22 protein-coding genes are annotated in these 19,386 nt (G+C 40.8%); 16 read left to right on the top strand and 6 right to left on the bottom strand.

The features are described 5' to 3' along the window. The first annotated feature begins 5 nt into the window (after positions 1 to 5). The 7 genes from B5354_RS04325 (at position 6) to B5354_RS04355 (ending at position 8,024) form a co-directional block, all read left to right on the top strand. Complete coding sequence (locus tag B5354_RS04325; protein WP_079526240.1) at positions 6 to 872, top strand: N-acetylneuraminate lyase; 867 nt, start codon at positions 6 to 8, stop codon at positions 870 to 872. Positions 873 to 897: 25 nt separating this feature from the next. After that, positions 898 to 2,421 (top strand): sodium:solute symporter family protein, encoded by a 1,524-nt coding sequence (locus tag B5354_RS04330; protein WP_079526242.1) that lies wholly within the window; start codon positions 898 to 900, stop codon positions 2,419 to 2,421. 18 nt (positions 2,422 to 2,439) lie between these two features. Further along, positions 2,440 to 4,110, top strand: coding sequence for an FAD-binding protein (locus B5354_RS04335; protein WP_079526244.1), 1,671 nt, complete (start codon positions 2,440 to 2,442; stop codon positions 4,108 to 4,110). Positions 4,111 to 4,169: 59 nt separating this feature from the next. Further along, a complete protein-coding gene (locus B5354_RS04340) occupies positions 4,170 to 5,072 on the top strand; it encodes an ROK family protein (RefSeq protein ID WP_245804702.1) in 903 nt (300 codons plus the stop codon). A gap of 23 nt (positions 5,073 to 5,095) precedes the next feature. After that, the gene (locus B5354_RS04345) at positions 5,096 to 5,935 is read left to right on the top strand and encodes a MurR/RpiR family transcriptional regulator (RefSeq protein WP_342742963.1); all 840 of its coding nucleotides are present in this window, start codon (positions 5,096 to 5,098) and stop codon (positions 5,933 to 5,935) included. A gap of 196 nt (positions 5,936 to 6,131) precedes the next feature. After that, positions 6,132 to 7,478: a hemolysin family protein gene (locus B5354_RS04350; RefSeq protein ID WP_079526248.1), complete on the top strand. Its 1,347-nt coding sequence runs from the start codon at positions 6,132 to 6,134 to the stop codon at positions 7,476 to 7,478. Between the two features lie 99 nt (positions 7,479 to 7,577). Continuing rightward, positions 7,578 to 8,024 carry a YkvA family protein gene (locus B5354_RS04355; RefSeq protein ID WP_139377056.1) on the top strand — a complete coding sequence of 149 codons (447 nt, stop codon included), beginning with the start codon at positions 7,578 to 7,580 and terminating at the stop codon, positions 8,022 to 8,024. A gap of 164 nt (positions 8,025 to 8,188) precedes the next feature. Here B5354_RS04355 and B5354_RS04360 read toward each other — a convergent pair whose 3' ends face one another. Then, positions 8,189 to 8,503, bottom strand: a complete 315-nt coding sequence (locus B5354_RS04360; RefSeq protein WP_079526249.1) for a hypothetical protein — start codon at positions 8,501 to 8,503, stop codon at positions 8,189 to 8,191. Positions 8,504 to 8,586: 83 nt separating this feature from the next. On the opposite strand from B5354_RS04360, the gene B5354_RS04365 reads away from it, so the two are divergent. The 3 genes from B5354_RS04365 to B5354_RS04380 all read left to right on the top strand — a co-directional run bounded on the left by B5354_RS04365 (position 8,587) and on the right by B5354_RS04380 (position 10,305). After that, complete coding sequence (locus tag B5354_RS04365; protein ID WP_079526251.1) at positions 8,587 to 9,132, top strand: GNAT family N-acetyltransferase; 546 nt, start codon at positions 8,587 to 8,589, stop codon at positions 9,130 to 9,132. A gap of 100 nt (positions 9,133 to 9,232) precedes the next feature. After that, a complete protein-coding gene (locus B5354_RS04370; RefSeq protein ID WP_079526253.1) occupies positions 9,233 to 9,637 on the top strand; it encodes a DUF4440 domain-containing protein in 405 nt (134 codons plus the stop codon). 449 nt (positions 9,638 to 10,086) lie between these two features. Beyond that, on the top strand, positions 10,087 to 10,305 hold the full coding sequence (locus B5354_RS04380) for a hypothetical protein (RefSeq protein ID WP_079526257.1): 219 nt from the start codon (positions 10,087 to 10,089) through the stop codon (positions 10,303 to 10,305). A gap of 797 nt (positions 10,306 to 11,102) precedes the next feature. Here the strand turns inward: B5354_RS04380 and B5354_RS20425 are convergent. Continuing rightward, positions 11,103 to 11,255, bottom strand: coding sequence for a hypothetical protein (locus B5354_RS20425; protein ID WP_176142402.1), 153 nt, complete (start codon positions 11,253 to 11,255; stop codon positions 11,103 to 11,105). Here B5354_RS20425 and B5354_RS04390 point away from each other — a divergent pair. Both B5354_RS04390 and B5354_RS04395 read left to right on the top strand, forming a co-directional pair. Beyond that, positions 11,230 to 11,511: a cupin domain-containing protein gene (locus B5354_RS04390; protein ID WP_079526261.1), complete on the top strand. Its 282-nt coding sequence runs from the start codon at positions 11,230 to 11,232 to the stop codon at positions 11,509 to 11,511. The genes B5354_RS20425 and B5354_RS04390 overlap by 26 nt on opposite strands. 46 nt (positions 11,512 to 11,557) lie before the next feature. Beyond that, positions 11,558 to 12,010: a DinB family protein gene (locus tag B5354_RS04395; RefSeq protein ID WP_176142404.1), complete on the top strand. Its 453-nt coding sequence runs from the start codon at positions 11,558 to 11,560 to the stop codon at positions 12,008 to 12,010. 36 nt (positions 12,011 to 12,046) lie between these two features. Here the strand turns inward: B5354_RS04395 and B5354_RS04400 are convergent, their stop codons facing one another. Further along, the gene (locus tag B5354_RS04400; RefSeq protein ID WP_176142405.1) at positions 12,047 to 12,685 is read right to left on the bottom strand and encodes a TetR/AcrR family transcriptional regulator; all 639 of its coding nucleotides are present in this window, start codon (positions 12,683 to 12,685) and stop codon (positions 12,047 to 12,049) included. 165 nt (positions 12,686 to 12,850) lie between these two features. On the opposite strand from B5354_RS04400, the gene B5354_RS04405 reads away from it, so the two are divergent. Together B5354_RS04405 and B5354_RS04410 are read left to right on the top strand one after the other, a co-directional pair. Next, complete coding sequence (locus B5354_RS04405) at positions 12,851 to 15,103, top strand: MMPL family transporter (RefSeq protein ID WP_079526267.1); 2,253 nt, start codon at positions 12,851 to 12,853, stop codon at positions 15,101 to 15,103. Between the two features lie 280 nt (positions 15,104 to 15,383). Beyond that, positions 15,384 to 15,626, top strand: coding sequence for a hypothetical protein (locus tag B5354_RS04410; protein ID WP_079526268.1), 243 nt, complete (start codon positions 15,384 to 15,386; stop codon positions 15,624 to 15,626). A 29-nt stretch (positions 15,627 to 15,655) separates the two neighbouring features. On the opposite strand, the gene B5354_RS04415 is transcribed toward B5354_RS04410, so the two are convergent. After that, entirely contained in the window at positions 15,656 to 15,865 is a 210-nt protein-coding gene (locus tag B5354_RS04415; protein WP_079526270.1) for a hypothetical protein, read from the bottom strand. A 318-nt stretch (positions 15,866 to 16,183) separates the two neighbouring features. Between B5354_RS04415 and B5354_RS04420 the strand changes: the two genes are divergently transcribed. Continuing rightward, positions 16,184 to 16,627: a PH domain-containing protein gene (locus tag B5354_RS04420; protein ID WP_079526272.1), complete on the top strand. Its 444-nt coding sequence runs from the start codon at positions 16,184 to 16,186 to the stop codon at positions 16,625 to 16,627. Between the two features lie 130 nt (positions 16,628 to 16,757). After that, positions 16,758 to 17,966 carry a Bcr/CflA family efflux MFS transporter gene (locus B5354_RS04425; protein WP_079526274.1) on the top strand — a complete coding sequence of 403 codons (1,209 nt, stop codon included), beginning with the start codon at positions 16,758 to 16,760 and terminating at the stop codon, positions 17,964 to 17,966. A 120-nt stretch (positions 17,967 to 18,086) separates the two neighbouring features. On the opposite strand, the gene B5354_RS04430 is transcribed toward B5354_RS04425, so the two are convergent. Together B5354_RS04430 and B5354_RS04435 are read right to left on the bottom strand one after the other, a co-directional pair. Continuing rightward, positions 18,087 to 18,554 (bottom strand): LapA family protein, encoded by a 468-nt coding sequence (locus B5354_RS04430; protein ID WP_342742973.1) that lies wholly within the window; start codon positions 18,552 to 18,554, stop codon positions 18,087 to 18,089. Positions 18,555 to 18,567: 13 nt separating this feature from the next. Next, on the bottom strand, positions 18,568 to 19,362 hold the full coding sequence (locus tag B5354_RS04435) for a hypothetical protein (RefSeq protein WP_079526278.1): 795 nt from the start codon (positions 19,360 to 19,362) through the stop codon (positions 18,568 to 18,570). Between the last annotated feature and the right edge of the window lie 24 nt (positions 19,363 to 19,386).

The following is a 19,386-nucleotide window of genomic DNA, read 5'->3' on the forward strand; positions in this document are numbered from 1 at the left end:
TTGAGATGAAAGGATTATATTCAGCTCTTATGTGTTCGTTTGACGAACAGGGGCAAGTGAACGAACAAGGATTGAGGGAGATTATCAGGCATAATATTGACGTTTCCAAGGTTGATGGGCTCTATGTTAACGGCAGCACAGGCGAGAACTTCCTCATTTCTACAGATCAGAAGAAGCAGATTTTTAACATTGTAAAAGATGAGGCAGGACACGATGTGAAGCTGATTGCTCAGATCGGGGCGTTGAATATTGATGAAGCAGTGGAGCTGGGTCAATTCGCCACAGAACTTGGGTATGATGCGATATCTGCTGTGACGCCATTCTATTACAAGTTTGATTTTGAAGAAGTGAAGGATTATTATACAACGATTTTAGAACATGTGGATAATGACTTCATTATCTATTCCATTCCTGCTCTAACAGGAGTGAATATGAATTTAGAACAATTCGGCGAGCTGTTCAATCATGAAAAAGTTATCGGAGTAAAGTTCACAGCACCGGATTTCTTCCTGCTGGAGAGAATCAGACATGCTTATCCTGACAAACTGATTTATTCAGGTTTCGATGAGATGCTGCTTTCTGCGAGCGTGTTGAATGTTGATGGGGCGATTGGAAGTACATTCAATGTTAATGGCCAGCGTGCCAAGCAGATCTTTCAGTTAGCTCAAAGCGGACAGATTGATGAGGCGCGCGAGGTGCAAAAAGTGACCAATGACTTAATTGGAGAAATTCTCGACAATGGACTTTATCAAACCATTAAAGAAATCTTGAAACATAAAGGCGTAGATGCTGGAACTTGCAGGAAACCAATGAAATCGCTTACGGATGATGGCGTCTTAAGGGCTAAGCAGATGGCCGAGAAGTATCTGTAATTAATCAATAGGGGGATTGGTTGATATGACGGGAACTTTTGCAGTAATTGATTATATTATTTTATTCGCGTACCTATTATTCATCCTGTATGTTGGGATAGCTGTAGGAAAGAAAGGAATGAAAGGAAAGGAATTCTTTAAAGGAGATGGAACGATCCCTTGGTGGGTGACATCGGTTAGTTTATTTGCCACATTGCTTAGTCCGATTTCTTTCTTGTCTTTGGCTGGAAATTCATACGCTGATTCCTGGCAGCTATGGGTAGCTCAATTAGGTCTTTTTATTGCAGTGCCTGTTGCTATTTTTATCTTCCTGCCAGTTTATCGGAATTTAAATCTAGATACAGCCTATGAGTACCTTGAGAGGAGATTTGATAAAAATCTCCGGATGCTGGGAAGTGTGCTGTTTATTGTGTATCAAGTCGGCAGAATGTCGATCATCATGTACCTGCCGTCCATCGCTTTATCTGCTGTAACCGGAATCAATGCAGTGGCTATTATTATTTTTATGGGAGTTATTGCCACTATCTATTCCTCATTCGGTGGTATCAAATCAGTACTTTGGACAGATTTTATTCAAGGTGTTGTCTTAATTGGCGGCGGTGTGTTTGCTCTAATTATGCTAATTATCTCTATTGATGGAGGGGTAGGAGAAATCTTCCAAACCGGGATTGAGGATAATAAATTCTTCAGTAATGAAGTGATTTTTGACCCGAACATTCTTAACGACAGCTTATTCATTATTATTTTAGGTGCTGGGTTATCAACCGCCTTTTCTTATATTTCCAGTCAAGACATGGTTCAGCGCTATTTGACAACGAATGATTTGAAGCAAATGAACAAAATGACGATTGGAAATGGAGTGCTCTCCATTGGAACAGCTACTCTGTTCTTCTTTATCGGTACAGCCATGTATGTGTTTTATATGCAAAATTCTGGAGATAGTATTCCAAGCGGAAACTCGGATTTGATTTTTGCTAACTTTATTGTCAGCGAGCTGCCGGCAGGAATTTCCGGGTTGTTAATCGCTGGTTTATTTGCAGCGGGTCAATCTACGCTTTCTACGGGATTGAACAGTGTTGCGACAAGTTGGACATTGGATATCCAAAAAGTGTTGAAGCCAGGTATGAGTGATGAGAAAAGTACGCGGATCGCAAGAAATGTATCGACGTTCGTTGGTATTCTGTCGATTGCCTTTGCCATTGCTCTCGTTTATTCAGACATAAGTTCAGCCTATGAATGGTTCAATGGATTGATGGGATTAGTGCTGGGTATTATTGGAGGAACCTTTACACTTGGTATCCTAACGAAGAAGGCGAATGCAAAAGGTGCCATGATTGGTTTTATTGCTACTTCGGCGGTTGCCATCTATGTGTCCTACTTCACAGACACTACCTTATGGGCCTACTCTCTTATCAATCTAGTGTGTTCCCTCGTATTCGGTTATCTATTTAGCTTAATGTTCAACGGAAAAAGCAAGGCTGAAGATTCCGATTTGGAACTTACCGTATATGATCAGAAGAAAGATCTGAACAACAAAAAAATCGTGTAATTCAGGTGGGTTGTGAACGTGAACATCAATAGAAAAATCACAACAGACGTTTTGGTTGTCGGCAGCGGTTTGTCGGGGATTAAAGTCAGCCAGGAACTTGCCGCTGCCAGCCATGACGTGCTAATGGTTACGAAAACGAAATTGGCTTCGGGCTCAAGTTTTTATCCGTTGAAAGCTTCCCTTGGGACACAGGTGACGAAAGATGAGGATGATAAGGGAGATTTTCTTAAAGATATAGAAGACCTGAGCCGCGGCATGCATAGACAGGATCTGGCTGAAGTGTACGTGAATGATATTCCTGAGCGAGTAAAGGAATACGAGGGGATGGGTATTCATGCTAAGAAGCTGGAAGGTGAAAGAAAAGCTTGCTTTGCGAATCATTCCAGGGACATTTACTTGCTAAGTGATTGGGATCAAATTCGGGAAAATGTCCGGGAGATTTTTAACACGTATGACAATCTGCAGCTGATGCAGAAGACAGTTGTCGTATCTCTTATGAAAAAAGACAACCAGATTGTTGGCGCTCTGCTTCTAGATGAGGACAATGCATTTGTTTTTGTCGAATGCAAAGCGGTCGTGTTAGCTACAGGTGGTTTTGGAAGCATCTTTAAACACAATCTTAACCCGGCAGATGTTGACGGATCTGGACACGTTTTGGCGCTTGAATCGGGGGCCAGCCTGGTTAATATGGAGTTTATTCAATTTATTCCCGGGATTACAACTCCTCGTTATAAAACATTGTTTGGAGAGCACACATTGATGTATTGCCGGGATATTGTGGATGATAACGGCGACAGCTTGCTGGATGCTCATTTGCCCGACGGTGTGTCCAAGAAGGAATGTTTGGAAATTCGCAGTACACACGGACCGTTCACCCATTCACTTGGGTCAAAATCCTTCGATATCGCGATGATGAAGAACATCATTACTTCTAAAGATGAACGTGGCTTTACGTTGTTATACGATGATGAACTTTACGAAAATAAAGAGGAATTCTATACGGTCTATTTGGAGTGGCTGAAGGGAAAAAACGTTCACCTTACTCAAGATGAAGTGAAAATTGCTCCGTTTGCACATGCCAGCAATGGTGGGGTGTTCATAGACACCTATGGCCGAACTGGTGTTGACGGGTTATATGCAATTGGCGAACTCTCTTCTAATATCGAGGGAGCCAACAGACTCGGCGGCAATTCAACAGGAGCTTGTCTTGTGTTCGGTAAACGGGCGGCAGAGGACTGTAACAAGTATGTGAGCGGCCTGACTCCTTGTGAAATCAGTGATCAGGAGGCTGATCAGTTTTTGCAAACATTGTTGGCGGATGCAGGAGCTGGTGAGAAAAAGGATGCCAATCAGATGATCAATCAAATTAAGGAGATCATGTGGTATAGTGGAAATGTCGTTCGTTCTGAACAGCAGTTACTGGGTGCATTAAATGAAATAAAGGAAATGGAAGCAGCGTTTTCTTTTGCTGCATTAATACAACATCAACATTCTCGGAAGCTGGCTGTCAAAGCCAAAAATTTTATTAAACTATCACAAATTCTGCTGCAGGCTATGCTTGTGAGAAAAGAAAGCCGCGGGGCACATTATCGTGAAGATTATCCGGCTGAAAATCCGAACTACAACGATCGGTTATTTGTTTCACAACGTAACGATCAATCGATAATCTTTGAATTTTATAATATGTAGTGTTGAGAGAAAAACCTTGAAGAGGGGTTTTTCTCTTTTTTAAGAGAAAGGAGTAGACGATGATGCTGATTGGTGCGATCGATATTGGGGGAACGTCAATTAAGTATGGTGTAGTTAATGAAAAAGGTGAACTGTCATTTCACGATGCTGTTCCCACGGACGCTCATTTAGGTGGAATTGAAGTAATAAGGAAGGTCAATCAACTGTGTGATGAACTGATGAATGCTTATCAAATTGACGGAATTTCCATTAGTTCTGCTGGTCAAATTGACAGCGGGAATGGCAAAGTCGTGTTTGCCACCGATAACATTCCTGATTTTACGGGAGTACAGATTGAAGATATGGTAAGGAATCACACAGGTATACCTGTTAAGGTGGAAAATGACGTGAACTGTACCGCACTCGGCGAATACTGGCAAGGAGCGGCTGTCGATGTAGATAACTTTCTATGTGTTACGATTGGTACAGGTATTGGTGGTGCTTTGTTTTTACATGGTAAACTATATACAGGCGCACGTTTTTCGGCAGGAGAGCTCGGGCATATTCATCTTTATCCAGGTGGAAAGCCGTGTACGTGCGGCAATCATGGATGTTTTGAAAAATATGCCTCAAGTTCAGCTCTAGAGGAGATGGTTACATCAGTGCTTGGTCACGAAGTTAACGTGAAGTCATTCTTCTCATTAGTAAAACGGGGAGACGCGGCAGCCTTAAAGATATATGACCGTTGGATCAGCGACCTGACCATAGGGCTGCGCTCTCTTGTTCATATTTTTAACCCAGAGCTTATTGTGATAGGCGGCGGGATTACGGCCCAGGGGGAGTTTTTGCGGAGTGCAGTTGAAGAATCCCTTTTACCACAAATCATGCCGAACCATCGTCGCTCATTACAAGTGAAACTTGCTGAGCATCATAACCAAGCGAATTTATTGGGAGCTGCCAAGCATTTCTTAATGACTCGATAAGGAGAAAGGGGCAAGTAGCTAAGGTGGAGAATACACAACGGAATGGGATTAAACCATCGATTATTATGGAACAAAATAAACAGACTTTCACGAAGTCCGAACATAAAATCTATGACTATATTCAATCCAACAAACAGCAGGTCATCTACCATTCATTAACGGAATTATCAGAAGCCAGCGGGGTAGCTGAAGCCACAGTTCTGCGTTTCTTCCGGAAACTTGGCTTCAAGGGCTTCCAAGATTTCAAATTCCTGTTTGCCCAGGAAGTATCATTGGAATCTGGTCCTAATCATGATGAAACGTTTATTGAAAAGATTAGAAATAATATTGTCGGAGCCGTCGAAGACTCTTATGACATTGTAGACACGCAGGAATTGAATGCGGTTATTGATGCCATTGATGCAGCAGATGATGTTGTTGTATTCGGAATCGGCTCTTCAGGAATCGCCGGACTGGATATGCAAAATCGGCTGATGAGAATTGGCAAACAAGTCAGCGTTGTAACCGATCCACACTTTCAGGTTATGCGTGCTTCCTCTATGGATGAAAACACAGTTGTGATAGCCATCAGTTTAATGGGAAGCACCAAGGACATTATCGACACCGTAAAAATTGCCAGAGAGAAAAAAGCTACAGTTATAGCATTAAGTAATTATACTAAATCACCATTAACCAAGTTTGCTGATCATGTGCTGCTTTCATCAGCTAAGGAAAGTCCACTTGATAGTGGTTCGCTGGTGTCTAAAATTACCCAGTTGTTTTTAATCGATTTGATTTGTACAGGTCTGACGATGAAGGATTATGATGGGGCTGAAAAGGTTAAAATGGAGATAACTGAAAACATAGCCACTAAGTTATATTAAGAAATAGGATTCTTCCAATTATTGTTCAGGTATGGAAGAGTCCTTTTTTGTATAGGAACTATGATGGTATATCGTTGAATTCGGTCGAATTTATGATTAAAGTTAAGGTGGATAAGTAAACTTTATCTGGAAACATCTCCTTATAGTTATCCTGGTAAGGGAAGAATTTTGATATTTTTGTGGAGGGTTATATTCATTGACGATTGCCATAGGTACACTTGTTATATTGATTCTTTTAAACGGTTTTTTCGCTGCATCTGAAATTGCCTTGATCTCACTGAATGACAAGAAAGTGAAGCGCATGGCTGACAGTGGTGATAAAAAAGCGAAGAAATTGTACAATCTTATATCTGAACCAAGCCGTTTTTTATCAACCATTCAAATCGGCATTACACTTGCTGGGTTTCTAGCGAGTGCATTCGCCGCTGATTTTTTTGCCGGACCGTTAGCGGAAGCGTTATATAATGCAGGGGTTCCCTTGTCTCAGGCCTTGCTTGAAACGGTTTCAGTGGTCTTGATAACGATTGTGTTATCTTACTTCACCCTGGTGTTTGGAGAGCTAGTACCTAAGCAACTCGCATTGCAAAAGTACGAGTTGATCTCGAACATTGCCGTTACACCTCTTTCTTGGTTGTTTAAAATCTGTTTACCAATTGTGAAGCTGCTTACCTTTTCCACCGATAATACGGTCCGTTTATTTGGAGTGGATCCGAATGCTGAGAATCAAGAGGCCACAGAGGAAGATATTCGAATGATGGTCGATGAAGGGGAAGAAAAAGGTACGATTGAAAAAGCTGAACGATTTATGATCAATAATATCTTTGAATTTAATGATAAATCGGTTTCTGATATTATGACACACCGCACAGACATGTCCGTTCTAGATGTGGAAAGTGGGTTGCATGAAACGGTGCAGTTAGTGAATGAAGAAAAGTACACACGATTCCCTGTATATGAAGAGGGAATCGATAATATTAGTGGTGTGCTGCACACAAAAGATTTGATTCAATTTGTAGAGCGAAAGGATAATGACGGTTTTAATTTAAAAGACATGATTCGCAAACCATACTTTGTGTTGGAAACTCAGCGTGTGGATGTAGTATTTCGTGATATGCAAAAGAACAATATGCATATTGCCATCGTTCTTGATGAATTTGGAGGAACAGAGGGCATGATCACGATTGAGGATGTGATTGAAGAAATCGTGGGAGAGATTTTCAGTGAAAATATAGGGCCTGAAATTAATGATGAAGAAATCACTATGATTGAGCCTGGTAAGTATTTTGTAGCTGGGATTGCTCGGTTGTATAAGCTTCAGGATGTGCTAAGCGTTGACTTCCCTGAAGAAGAGTTTGATACGTTAAATGGTTTTCTAATTGATCAAATTGGTTACGTACCTTCTGTGGGCGAAAAGCCTGTGATTCGATTTAAGCAGATCCTCTTTGAAGTGACCGAAGTAACGGAATACCGAATCGAAAAAGTTATCGTAACGATTGATGTGGGGGAGGCAACAAGTGAACAACCATCGCAGGAAAATAGTTAATTCTGCTGGTATTTTTGCCACAGAAGAAGAGGTTAGGTATAATTGGACCAGCCCCAAAGAGAGCAGAACAACTCAGGGGTGAACAAGGAGGAGATATACGTGTCAGCAGAAAAAGACTATGATAAGAAATTAGAGAACTTTGACTCTTCAGAAGCCATTAAAGGGAAAGAAAAGCATTTCTCTGAAAATAAATACTTAGCAAAATTGCTTAAGTATGCTAAGAAAATGGGAGTGAAAATTTCCTATTACAGCCTGTTGTTATTCTATACGTTCAAAAGCCCGGAAACTCCTAAGTCCGTTAAAGTAACGATTGCCGGTGCCTTAGGATATTTGATTCTTCCGCTGGATATTGTGCCTGACTTTATCCCGGTGCTGGGATTTGCTGATGACTTGATGGTCGTCCTATATGCTCTGAATAAAGTTAAAGGGCATATTACGGATTCGATCAAGGAGCAGGCCCATGAACGTATGAAGCGCATTTTTGGTGTGAATTATGACGGCAAGAACGAAATAGATGCTAATCTAAAACCTCAGCAAGAAGACTAATGCTTGCCTGCGAAATAAAATGAAGCCTGATTTCCCTATGTATTCAGCGGAAATCAGGCTTTTTTCTGTAGGATTGGAGTTTATTTAAGAATCAGAGCTATTGAAAAAGAAACGTACTTAGAGACTGATTCGTATGATAGATAGACTTAATGATCGTCTATGGCTTAGTTATTGCTTTGTAACTCTTCTCTTGGAACTTCACGCCAGTCGTTATCTTTAAGCTTCTTTACATAGGTTCCTATTTTAATTTCCTCGATTTCTATTGCTAGGGGTGCAAGTGAAACCCAGCATTCATCAGAAGCATAATTGATTGTCACTTTTACCACTTCATATCCGTTGTGGAAACTTGGATGAAACCCTGGGTCATCTATTATATCTCCTTGGACAGGACGAAAAGTGGATTCAAATGTTTTGATCAACGCTGCATGTTCGTTTGGGTCATTTGTAGAAGATATAAACAGCAATAAATTTATTTTCATCGGACTCTCCTTTTTATATATGAGTATAGCTCATAGGGGGAAATTCAATCAATTCATTACAAGCCATAAAGGAGGGATTAAGAATGAGGATCCATGCAAAAGAGTTTCAAAAGAGTAATTTATCGTACATTGTTAGACCGGCCATAACAAAGGATGCGGAAAACCTGTCCCAAGTTAGAGTGGAGATAGACGGCGAGACAGAAAATCTTGATCGAGAGAAGGGCGAGGCTTACATAGATGAGTCAGGTTTTAGAAGTATGATTAAAGATGATACAGACGGTAATCATAACCTGTTTTTAGTTGCTGAAGTTAAAGGGGAAATTGTAGGTTTCTCAAGATGTGAGGGAAGCAATTTGAAAAGGCTTTCTCATAAAGTAGAGTTTGGAGTTTGTGTGTTAAAAGAATATTGGGGATATGGAATAGGAAAAAATCTTTTGCAGGAATCGGTTTGTTGGGCAGATTCAAATGCCATAAAGAAAATAGCTTTGACTGTACTTGAAACCAATGGTAAAGCTATAGACCTTTATAAAAAATTCGGTTTTGAAGTAGAAGGTGTTTTAAAAAAGGACAAATTCCTTTCAGATGGGAATTATTATAATACAGTCTTGATGGCGCGGTTAAACCATTAGCGCCCAATGAGGATGTACATATTATAGAAACATTAAAGGTTAATTCTATACACGTATAGAAGGATTAGTTAGACGATTACAATAACAAGGGGGGGAAAAGATGAGTATTGAAAATGAAGTAGCGTCTCGAGTGTATCGAATGCGAGAATTGCATGAGGATTTCTCAAAAGGCAGATACGATGAAATGAATGAATATTATTCTAAGGAATTTCAAGGATATCTCTATATGCCTGATCAGGATCAAGTAGAACTTTTCAACTTCGAACAAATTAAAGAGGGAAATGAAAGTGCAGCAGCACATTATAAAGGAAAAGATATTAGATTTATCTATTCTGGCTTAACCATTCTCCCTCAGTCTGATACCCAGGCCGCTGTTTCTTATGAGATTACCCACAAATATAAAGAGAAGATGGTTCAAGCTTTATCGCTTGAAGTATGGCGGAAAGAGTCCGATGGAAAATGGAGAATGCTCAGGTGGTACGAAGAAAAGGGCTCAGTATCTTGATTTTGTGTTGATGCCGTGTCTGGAGAATAGGAAGATTGGAGGGTGAACTATTGGTCAAAACAGTGCTTCTATTTTTACTGTCTTTCATAATGATAAGCGGTTTGCTTCTGTTGATAGGTTACATGTTTGATCTCAGATTATTGATGTTTCATTTTTACAAAGAGACGTCAAACGGATTTGAGGCAAGTAGTTCAGTAATCCCCTTTATACTTGGGATATTCTGTAGTTATATTATCGGGAAGTACTATTATCATAAGAGAATAGTTATAGAGTAAAAGAAACGTATTTTCATAAAACAGTGAGTATATGTAGAAGGAAGGGGGAGACGACTGGGTGGTGCAAATTAGATTGTTAGGCAACAATTCGCGGTGATTACAGTATAATATGAAACAAATGGAAGGTGTAAATCGTATAGGTACTAATTCATTTTGTAAAGGAGCGATTTATGTATGTCAGGTCTATTGACCCTTCTGGGAATCATCGTGCTGTTGGCATCCCCAAGTTTAGTGGGAATATTTCGCAAACGTTCCTCACGCTCTAAGTCTAAGTATAACAATGATTTTGGAGACAGGTTAAGGGATGCGAAAACAGGATCTCGCGCCCAATCAGAAGCTAGAATTAAAATTAGTGCGGAAGCAAATAGGAATTCTGGCGGCCCCGGCTTCTAGAAGAAAGAAGAATGAATGAAACTTTCAGTTAATGGAAAGAGACGTGCTGAATTCTAAAGAATTCAAACACGTCTCTGCAAAGTAGAGTCTACTGTATGCTGTTAAAACTAGTAGACTCTCTCTATCAATGGAAAGGGTTTGTAGTCTAGAACCAATCCCATCCACGACGTCGATGATGTTTACAACAACATCTATGATTACGATCTTCTGCACCGCCAACCCTATCGTCTCGTAGACATCGGTTTACGGCACGACAGAAATCTTCGCCGTCAATATAAGATCTTACTGGAACTTTGAAATCTTGAGCACCAGCTACGTTGTTACCACAGTGCCTTCTATTAGAAGCACCGCCTACATTATTATTACCACAGCATCCCATAGTAATTTCATCTCCTTTCCTACTAAATTGTCTTACAAGATATCTTATGTAAGTTGAAGGCAGTTGTTCAGACAACCCCCCACCTAGTCAGTAAAATGTGTTATAGCTTACTAGATACGTTCACTAGGATTATGGAGTAGGTTTAATTGTTATAGCGAATTTAATCGTAGATTGTAGGTTTTAGCGACGTCGCTTGAATAGTTTTTACAAAAGAGTAAAGAGGGGGAAATTGTGTGGTTGTCATAAGAAGAGCATCATCCGAGCATGTTGAGGGAATTTCAAGAGTTTGTTCAGAAGGGTGTCTGGATACTTACAAAAGATTTTCTTCCTATTGCTTGGTAGTTGAAGACTCTTATAATAGAAAAGAGGCTCAGTTTACGAATCTGAGCCTCTTTTTCGTAAGGGGGCAATGACTGTATTAATAACGTTGTCTAAAGATAAAAATGAGTACAGAATGAAGGATCATAATCCCCGTAATTAAATACCACATAGCTGTTCGCCAGGCATCTCCATCTAACGGCATAACGACATCTTCAATCACCCTGATGATCACCCAGCCAATAATAAACATTCAGCCAATCTTTACACCGATCTTAGTGACATTAAATCCGGGTGATATGAACGGAAATCCGCTGTCGCATAAAGGGGAGGAGTTCTTGTATGTTGTAGAAGGTGAATTAACAGTATGGATGGAAGAGGAAGAATATGTTCTTATGCCGAAAGATTGTATTCACTTTGACTCAACTGTGCAACATTATTGGTTTAATCGTACAGATTCTGTGGTGAAGTTTTTATGTATATCAACGAATCCGAAACTGAGTTCATAAGTCATGGAACTTTTCATTTGGAAAGTCAATGGAGGGAGGAAATGAGATGAGACATCAAATTGAAAAATTAACAGAATTCATCAAAGCGGTTCCCGAGGAGTTTAAACAGCTTTCTGAACAGGAGTATTACGAACGCCCTGCTCCAAACAAATGGTCCAAAAAAGAAATCTTAGGACACTTATGTGATTCTGCTGTTGTCAATCAGAGACGATTTATCGCGGCACAAATTGCCTCACAACCTGCTCCTATGGGGGATTATAATCAAGATGAATGGGTTCGTCTGCAAGGTTATCAAGACACCCCGGTCGATGATATTATCGAATACTGGGTTAGTTTAAATAAGACGATCATCCGGACTATTTCAAACATTCCAAGTCAACATTACGAAAACCTGCTTAAAACAGAAGGTGGCAGTACAGTTACCTTGCAGTTTGCAGTGAGGGATTATGTAGAACATATGGAACACCATTTGGAACAGATTTTTCCGAGTCAATTCTAATTCAGAATAGGCCAGCTGGTATGCCCGGCTGGCCTACTACTGTGAGTCTTGAATATTCTTCGTTAATCCCTTCCAAAAGAAATCAACGATCTGTTTGGCAGCTTCATGTGCTGAAGGGAAAATCGTTTGATGATCGGCATTCTTATAGTTACCTGTATTTAACAAAGAAATATATCCGTGCACAGCAAAGGTGGGGTTGATGGGGGAGATGAGACCTTCATCGATCGCTTCTCTAAAGGATTCCTCCATCGACGTATACATCTCTTCTTCTGCTTGTTGAATCGATATCAATTGCTCCTTCGAAAGCATGTTCTTGGCACCATGAATAAAACGCTCTGTATCTAAATCAACCGATACAGATAAATAGGCCTCCGCTACATTCAGCAGTCTTGTTCGAAAAGGCTTGTCTTCACTCAGGAGTTGAAGCGTAAGGTTTCGAATACGGTGCATCAGCCTAATCATCGTCTCTGTATAAAGCTCGGATTTGGTTTTGTAATAATAGTACACCGATGCTTTCGTCACATTACAAGCCTTCGCTACATCATCCATCGATACATCTTGATAGCTATTCTCGAGGAAAAGCTGTGATGCCTTGGTTAGAATGAGTTCATTTGTTGGCTGTTTGTCTTTATGGTGGGGAGGACGTCCTGGGGAACGATTCGTTTGTTTCTCCATCTTTAATCTCCTTATATGGAAGGTCATGTTTAGTATAACACACGAGGTTTGTTGAAAAGAACTAGCAAACTTTTGATAATTAACTGTCTAGTATATATAATTTAGGGTACACATATATAAGTTATAAAATACATGTGGATATGGTAAAAAGAGAGGGAGATTCTTTTGAAAAAATCACTTATTACTCAGTGGGGTCAAATCGTGGCTGGTTCGAAAACGCGTTGGCTGACGATTATGATTTGGCTGTTGCTGGTTGTAGTTTTATCGTTTATTTGGCCGCAAGTTAATCAGGAAGAAACCAATTCAAGCCAATTGCTGCCTGATGATGCCATGTCGGTTGTGGCTTCTGACATTTCATCTGAGCAGTTTTCTAATAATTCAGGAGTACCCCTGTTAATGGTTTGGTATCGAGATGGGGGGCTTGAGAAAAAAGATTATGAAACGATTCAGGACATTTATATGACTCTGGAGGAGGATCCGGTAAGCGAACAGAAGCTGATTCCACCGTTTGCGAAGGCCCCTCCGCAAGCACTGATGGGAGCAAGTTCTGAAGATGGGGCAGCGCTGACAACTCCGGTCTTTTTTGAAAAAGGGACGTCAACGGAATCCTTACAGCATGCTTTGGATCAATTACAGGAGAGAATTATCGATCAGACAGGGGAGGCGACTTTTCAAGAGGACCTCTCAGAAGATGGGCTCCACGTACGTTTTACAGGACCAGTGGGCATTCAGACTGATGCTACAGAGTTATTTAGTAATGCCGATGTGACATTGTTAATTGCAACGGTCGGAATAGTTTTAGGGCTGTTGATTATTTTATATCGCTCTCCGATCCTTGCACTGGTTCCGCTTGTTGCTGTAGGAGTAGCTTACGGCTTAATCAGTCCATTACTCGGATTTATGGCCGATCAGGGATGGATTGTGGTCGATTCCCAGGCCATTTCGATCATGACTGTCTTATTATTTGGGGCGGGGACAGACTACTGCTTGTTTCTGATCTCCCGTTATCGAGATGAATTACGTTTTGAAGCAGATAAGAAAATCGCCTTGCAAAAAGCGGTTAGCGGGTCAGGGGGCGCAATTATGGTCAGTGCCTTAACAACGCTCACTGGACTGTTAACATTAGGATTAGCTTACTATGCTTCTTATGACCGCTTTGCCGTGCCGTTTAGCTTATCGATCCTCGTGATTGGTATTGCAGCCTTAACGTTGCTGCCAGCAATTTTAGCAATTTTAGGCAGGGTGGCCTTCGTTCCATTTATCCCTCGTACGGAAGAAATGATACAGAAGCGGGAACGTAAGAAAGGGAAGTCCTTGCGCCGCCCGCAATCAACTGGTCCTATTAACCGAGCAATTGGGCGTTGGGCTACAGATAAACCTTGGGTCATTATCATTTCGTGTACGATTTTGTTAGGAGGTCTGGCACTGTTTGTACCGAAAATCGATTATTCGTATGGCTTGCTGGATGCCTTCCCGGAGGATATGCCTTCACGTGAAGGATTCTCCATCATTGCCGATCATTATTCACCTGGGGAGGTGGCCCCTGCCGAAGTGATTGTGGAGACAGAAGGGGAAGGGGCGAATGTGAAAGAGACATTGAGCTCGCTTTCTGTTGTGGATTCGGTTAGTGACCCCGTGAAAGGATCTGAAAATTCATCACTTCTGAAATATGAAGTTACCTTATCCACTGACCCCTACTCGGAAACAGCTATTGAGTCTATTCCGGATATGAAGAGCGAGGTAGCAGCTGCTCTTGAGGAAGCAGGAATAGAGAATGCCGCCAATAACGTGTGGATAGGAGGGGAAACCGCTGGACTTTATGACACGAAACAAATAACGAAACGAGACCAGTCCGTGATCATCCCGGCTGTGTTGATCATCATAGCATTACTGCTGGTTGTTTATCTGCGCTCGATTGTAGCCATGATCTATTTACTAGCAACCGTAGTGTTATCATATCTTGGTGCTTTAGGATTAGGATGGCTGATTATCGATTACGTTTACGGAGCAGATGGGATGTCAGGATTAATCCCGCTTTATGCATTCGTATTTCTAGTTGCCCTGGGCGAAGACTATAACATTTTTATGGTCTCAAGCATTTGGAAAAAGCGTCATCACATGCCGCTTAAACAGGCTATACGTGAAGGGGTAAGTGAGACGAGCGGCGTTATAGGTTCAGCAGGACTCATTTTGGCAGGCACATTTTCGGTGCTTGCTGTACTGCCGCTTCAGGTATTGGTTCAATTTGGGACAGTGACGGCTATCGGCGTTCTCCTTGATACGTTTATTGTCCGACCATTACTGGTTCCTTCTCTCACCGCCGTATTAGGAAGGTTCTCATTCTGGCCGGGTAAACTGTGGAAGTTGAAGGATCATAAAGAAAACCTGGTTCAAAAAGAAGAGCAGACTAGTGAGTAACATGGTTGTTTAGAGAATAAGACATCAAGAAAGAGCACGCCTTAGAAAAAGGTGTGCTCTATTATTTTGCAGCAGCTATAAATGTCAAAAGTTGTCGTACAAACACGATAGTATTCAGAATTTTCTGCATTAATTGTAGTTAATTATAAAAACTTGTGATAAAATGTAGGAAGAAAATATTGATTAGGAAATACTGAAAGGCAGTTAAGCGACTTTTCCGAACCTCCATTTTATGAAGATGACTCAGCTTTTCTTATTTCAATAAGGGAGGGAACTTACAATGAGTTTTAAGGTAATCGCATGGTATAATGAAAGAACAGAAATAACCTTTCTGCAAAACTCTGGTGAGTATAGGAATGAAGTACATTTTGAAACTAAGGAAGATGCTGAAGCATTCATCCAGCTCATAAAAAACAATGGGTTTTCCCGTGAAAACTTCCGCTTTAAGATCAAACCCTATGAGCAGAACTTTTTTATAAAAGAAAGCGGGAAGTATCGGGAAAAATATAAGCCATTGCTGTAAAGTCTCGTAAGAAGAAAAATCCCAAAAGTTCACGTATGCAGGAGAAAATAAGTATCTTCCATGCCTTTAAATGTGTAGACAAGCTTACGATGATTAGGATGGTAATACACAATCATATAATCTCCAGAAGGGTCTGCTATCTTTTTACCTTTAGGTAAATGTGACAGTTCAGTGATTGCTACCTCATGAACGTTAATGAAATCTTTGAGGGCATGAGACATTTGTTGTGTTAAGTTCAAGATTATCACCTTTACTAAGAAGTTAATTATTCATTATGTTCCCGGAGTGTCGTCTTTTGCGAGGTGTTCCATCTTCTCCAAGTCTGTCCTATTAATAGGTAATATTGATGACCTCCTCTTTGCTCCGTTTTAGACCGCGATTTCAGCAGTAATGTAACGACAGCATGTTAGCTAGTTACTGTTCTGCTTATCTATTCCCGTTCCATTTTGTTGTAAACCCATTACAGGAGAGAGGTCATTAACATCTCTTTAACTTTCTATAGAGGCCAACGAAGCCGCAGGTCAATAACCTTACGTAATGATCAGGGAGGTGATATGTTGACATTTCGATCCGAAATAGATTCGATGTTTGCAGCGATCACAACGGTAGTCCTTCTTATCATTGGAATTGTCTTTTTGGTTCCATATGTCTTCGATGAATCCACGCATACCTTTACTTTTACCTTAGTATGGTTATCATTATTTTTTCTTACCATGGCGTTTATTTTATGGGTCTCTTTTTCTATAAAATATATATTTCATGATGATTATTTGCATGTGAAAGGCGGACCATTCTTTAGCAAAATTCCGTATGACGAGATTACCAGAGCAGCCCCTACGAAAGATATATACACAGGGTATCGAATACTGTCTTCCAGCAATGGGCTTGAAGTCCATTATAAATCTGGAGTCCTCGGGAGTGTGAAGATTTCTCCGAGAGATAGACATAGGTTTCTTTCTGAGCTTAGGAAGCATTGTCCCGAGGCTGATATTTATGATTAAGAAAAACGGAGTTGCAGTCAATGAGACTAATCAATTGTATTGGATATCCACCTTTGCTAAAATAAATGAATTCGAATGGAAAAGGTATTCATTTAGATAAAAGATCGTTAGGAAAGGTGTTTGAGGATTCATGCTGCATAATCCAACAGGCAAAGAACGCATAGGGTTGGCCTTGCTTCTCGGTATGCTTGGGATATTAGGTCCCCTTAATATTGATATGTATTTACCAAGCTTTCCAGCGATTGCTGAAGACTTCGGGGCTAGCGCTTCACTTGTTCAGCTCAGTTTAACTGCCTGTTTAATCGGGCTTGCGGTTGGTCAATTGGTCGTCGGTCCTATTAGTGATGCACAAGGCAGAAGGAAACCCCTCATGATTTTCATTTTCTTATTCGCGTTAGCATCCCTTTTCTGTGCGTTGGCACCGAATATTATAACGTTAGTGGCAGCTCGTTTCCTGCAAGGGTTCACGGCTTCAGCTGGAGTGGTTCTTTCTCGCGCTGTCGTTCGCGACGTGTTTACTGGAAGAGAGCTTACGAAGTTCTTTGCACTGTTAATGGTGATCAATGCAACGGCTCCAATGATTGCCCCCATGACTGGTGGAGCTATTTTGCTTTTACCATTCGCTACATGGAATACGATTTTCTACTTTTTATGTATTCTCGGACTGATCATTGTTTCAGTCATTGCTTTAAAATTACCCGAAACCTTGCCATCTGAGAAGCGAATTCCAAGCTCGATTGGTCATTCTTTCCATACCATTGGCAGTTTACTAAAAGATCGTTCGTTTATCGGTTACGCCTTGACGATTGGCTTTATTCACGGCGGCAGCTTTGCTTATGTATCAGGAACGCCTTTTGTCTACCAGGGAATATATGACGTATCGCCCCAAGTATTTAGTATTCTATTTGGTATTAATGGTCTGGCGATCATTAGCGGGAGTTTTATCATCGGACGCCTGGGTGGAATCATTCATGAGCGAAGTTTGCTCAGGACAGCTGTCATTATAGCTGTGGGTGCTACCTTCTTCCTGCTTATTATGACGATCATTGAAGGACCGTTAGCCATGCTTGTGATTCCGATTTTCATTTACATGACATCTATGGGAATGGTTCTAACAAGTACCTTTACGCTTGCCATGGAAAAACAAGGGCACCGGGCAGGAAGTGCAAGTGCTGTTTTAGGGATGCTTCCGTTACTATTTGGGTCAATGGTTTCTCCACTTGTCGGTATCGATGAAACAACAGCTGTACCGATGGGGGCCGCTTTATTTATTACCGCTTCCATAGGTTCTGTAGCCTTTTTTACAATGACCACAAAGAGTCAACAGGCAGAAGCATAAAGGTTTTAAAAGAGAGGGAGATCTTCCTGCTGGATGGTCCAGTTCCTTTAACAGAAAAGAGTGAGAACAGAACCGGGGCGGTTCAAGTGTTCTCACTCCCTTCTCCCCCTGACAATCAAGTTAGACGGTTTGATAATGATTATCTAAAATAGCTACACCAAGAGCAAGGTTATCCCACAGTATTTTCTCGACCAGTTCAGTTTTTTCTTCATGGCAATGAACGATGAGAATGAGCTCAGACGTTTTTCCCCTTAATTTCCTTTGTTCTTTACGTTTCTTTGTGTTGAACCATAAACTAATTAAAACCCCTATAACGAATCCAATTATTGCTGCAATAATCCCCCAGACAATCGGTCCCCAAGCCAAACGAAATCCTATACTGGCTCCAATCACTGAAAGACCAGTCCCGAGAGCAGCCCCAAGATCAAATAAACTAACCCCATCAGAATGGTGAATGGTGTCAAGCAGCTTTCTATTTTCTGTCCTATTATTCAGAGGAATAGCCAGGATACTTTCCTTTGGAATCTTTTCCATCTCGAGTGCCGAAAGCGCTAATTCCAAATAAGTCGAATGCTCAAAGGTAGACATCACATACATTTAATCACCTGTCTCTTTTATTAAGGGTAAGGGGTAAGTCAAAATTGGGTTTCTGGTAACGATGCATCAAGAAGTTTCTCTGCTCATTATCAAACAGCTTGTTATTTTCAACAGTGTTGACGTAGGAATCATACATGGCAAAGAAATAAACCGAAGGAATAAACAGCAGCCACTCCATGTTAAGGACTTCCTTTGCTTCATTAAGGTTTCCTAATACCAGAAAATGAACTGACTCAAGAAAATGGGATAAATAAACGATGGTCACGACCCAGATCATGAGAAAAAAAGCTGTCACGATTCTATGAATATAAAGCTGTCCTGCACCCGGCATAAAAAACGACCACATTACAGCAATCCAAGGTTTCCTTTTATCAAGGTAGTTAATTTCCAAAGCCGTAATTTGGAAATTAATAAAACGGGCGTTTTCCCGATCAGCCAAGATATACACTTTATTCATATCAACTGAAGTTCTGTAGCTGTCCCATATGCCATAAATATAGACAGGTATATAAAGCAGTACCCACCTTGGTTCAAGGATCATTGTAGCCTTATCAAATTCTCTGTTAAAAGAGTAGATCATGGCCAGGTTGACGTTGGCATTGATGTTTATAATGATCTCCCATAGAACGAGTACATAACCGCGAAGGTATTTAGATAAGAGTAGGTGCCCAAACCCAGGGAAGGCTGCTGACCACCAGGCGATGATCATTGGGTTTCTCAAATGAATTTGAGTGGTACCGAGTGTGCTGACATATGCCTTGTATCGTCGTGCTCGATTAGTGTTTTGGTAAGTTTGCAAAAAAATCTTCCCCTCGTCACTTAC

This window comes from Halobacillus hunanensis (assembly GCF_900166655.1).
GTDB lineage: Bacteria > Bacillota > Bacilli > Bacillales > Halobacillaceae > Halobacillus_A > Halobacillus_A hunanensis.

Bases quoted from the DNA above. Each gene is read 5' to 3' on its own strand.
- B5354_RS04425 (WP_079526274.1), top strand. From the start codon at position 16,758: ATGCTGCATAATCCAACAGGCAAAGAACGCATAGGGTTGGCCTTGCTT.
- B5354_RS04325 (WP_079526240.1), top strand. From the start codon at position 6: ATGAAAGGATTATATTCAGCTCTTATGTGTTCGTTTGACGAACAGGGG.
- B5354_RS04430 (WP_342742973.1), bottom strand. From the start codon at position 18,554: ATGTCTACCTTTGAGCATTCGACTTATTTGGAATTAGCGCTTTCGGCA.
- B5354_RS04400 (WP_176142405.1), bottom strand. From the start codon at position 12,685: ATGGAGAAACAAACGAATCGTTCCCCAGGACGTCCTCCCCACCATAAA.
- B5354_RS04390 (WP_079526261.1), top strand. From the start codon at position 11,230: ATGATCACCCAGCCAATAATAAACATTCAGCCAATCTTTACACCGATC.
- B5354_RS04410 (WP_079526268.1), top strand. From the start codon at position 15,384: ATGAGTTTTAAGGTAATCGCATGGTATAATGAAAGAACAGAAATAACC.
- B5354_RS04370 (WP_079526253.1), top strand. From the start codon at position 9,233: ATGAGTATTGAAAATGAAGTAGCGTCTCGAGTGTATCGAATGCGAGAA.
- B5354_RS04395 (WP_176142404.1), top strand. From the start codon at position 11,558: ATGAGACATCAAATTGAAAAATTAACAGAATTCATCAAAGCGGTTCCC.
- B5354_RS04365 (WP_079526251.1), top strand. From the start codon at position 8,587: ATGAGGATCCATGCAAAAGAGTTTCAAAAGAGTAATTTATCGTACATT.
- B5354_RS04380 (WP_079526257.1), top strand. From the start codon at position 10,087: ATGTCAGGTCTATTGACCCTTCTGGGAATCATCGTGCTGTTGGCATCC.
- B5354_RS04360 (WP_079526249.1), bottom strand. From the start codon at position 8,503: ATGAAAATAAATTTATTGCTGTTTATATCTTCTACAAATGACCCAAAC.
- B5354_RS20425 (WP_176142402.1), bottom strand. From the start codon at position 11,255: ATGTTTATTATTGGCTGGGTGATCATCAGGGTGATTGAAGATGTCGTT.
- B5354_RS04340 (WP_245804702.1), top strand. From the start codon at position 4,170: ATGATGCTGATTGGTGCGATCGATATTGGGGGAACGTCAATTAAGTAT.
- B5354_RS04330 (WP_079526242.1), top strand. From the start codon at position 898: ATGACGGGAACTTTTGCAGTAATTGATTATATTATTTTATTCGCGTAC.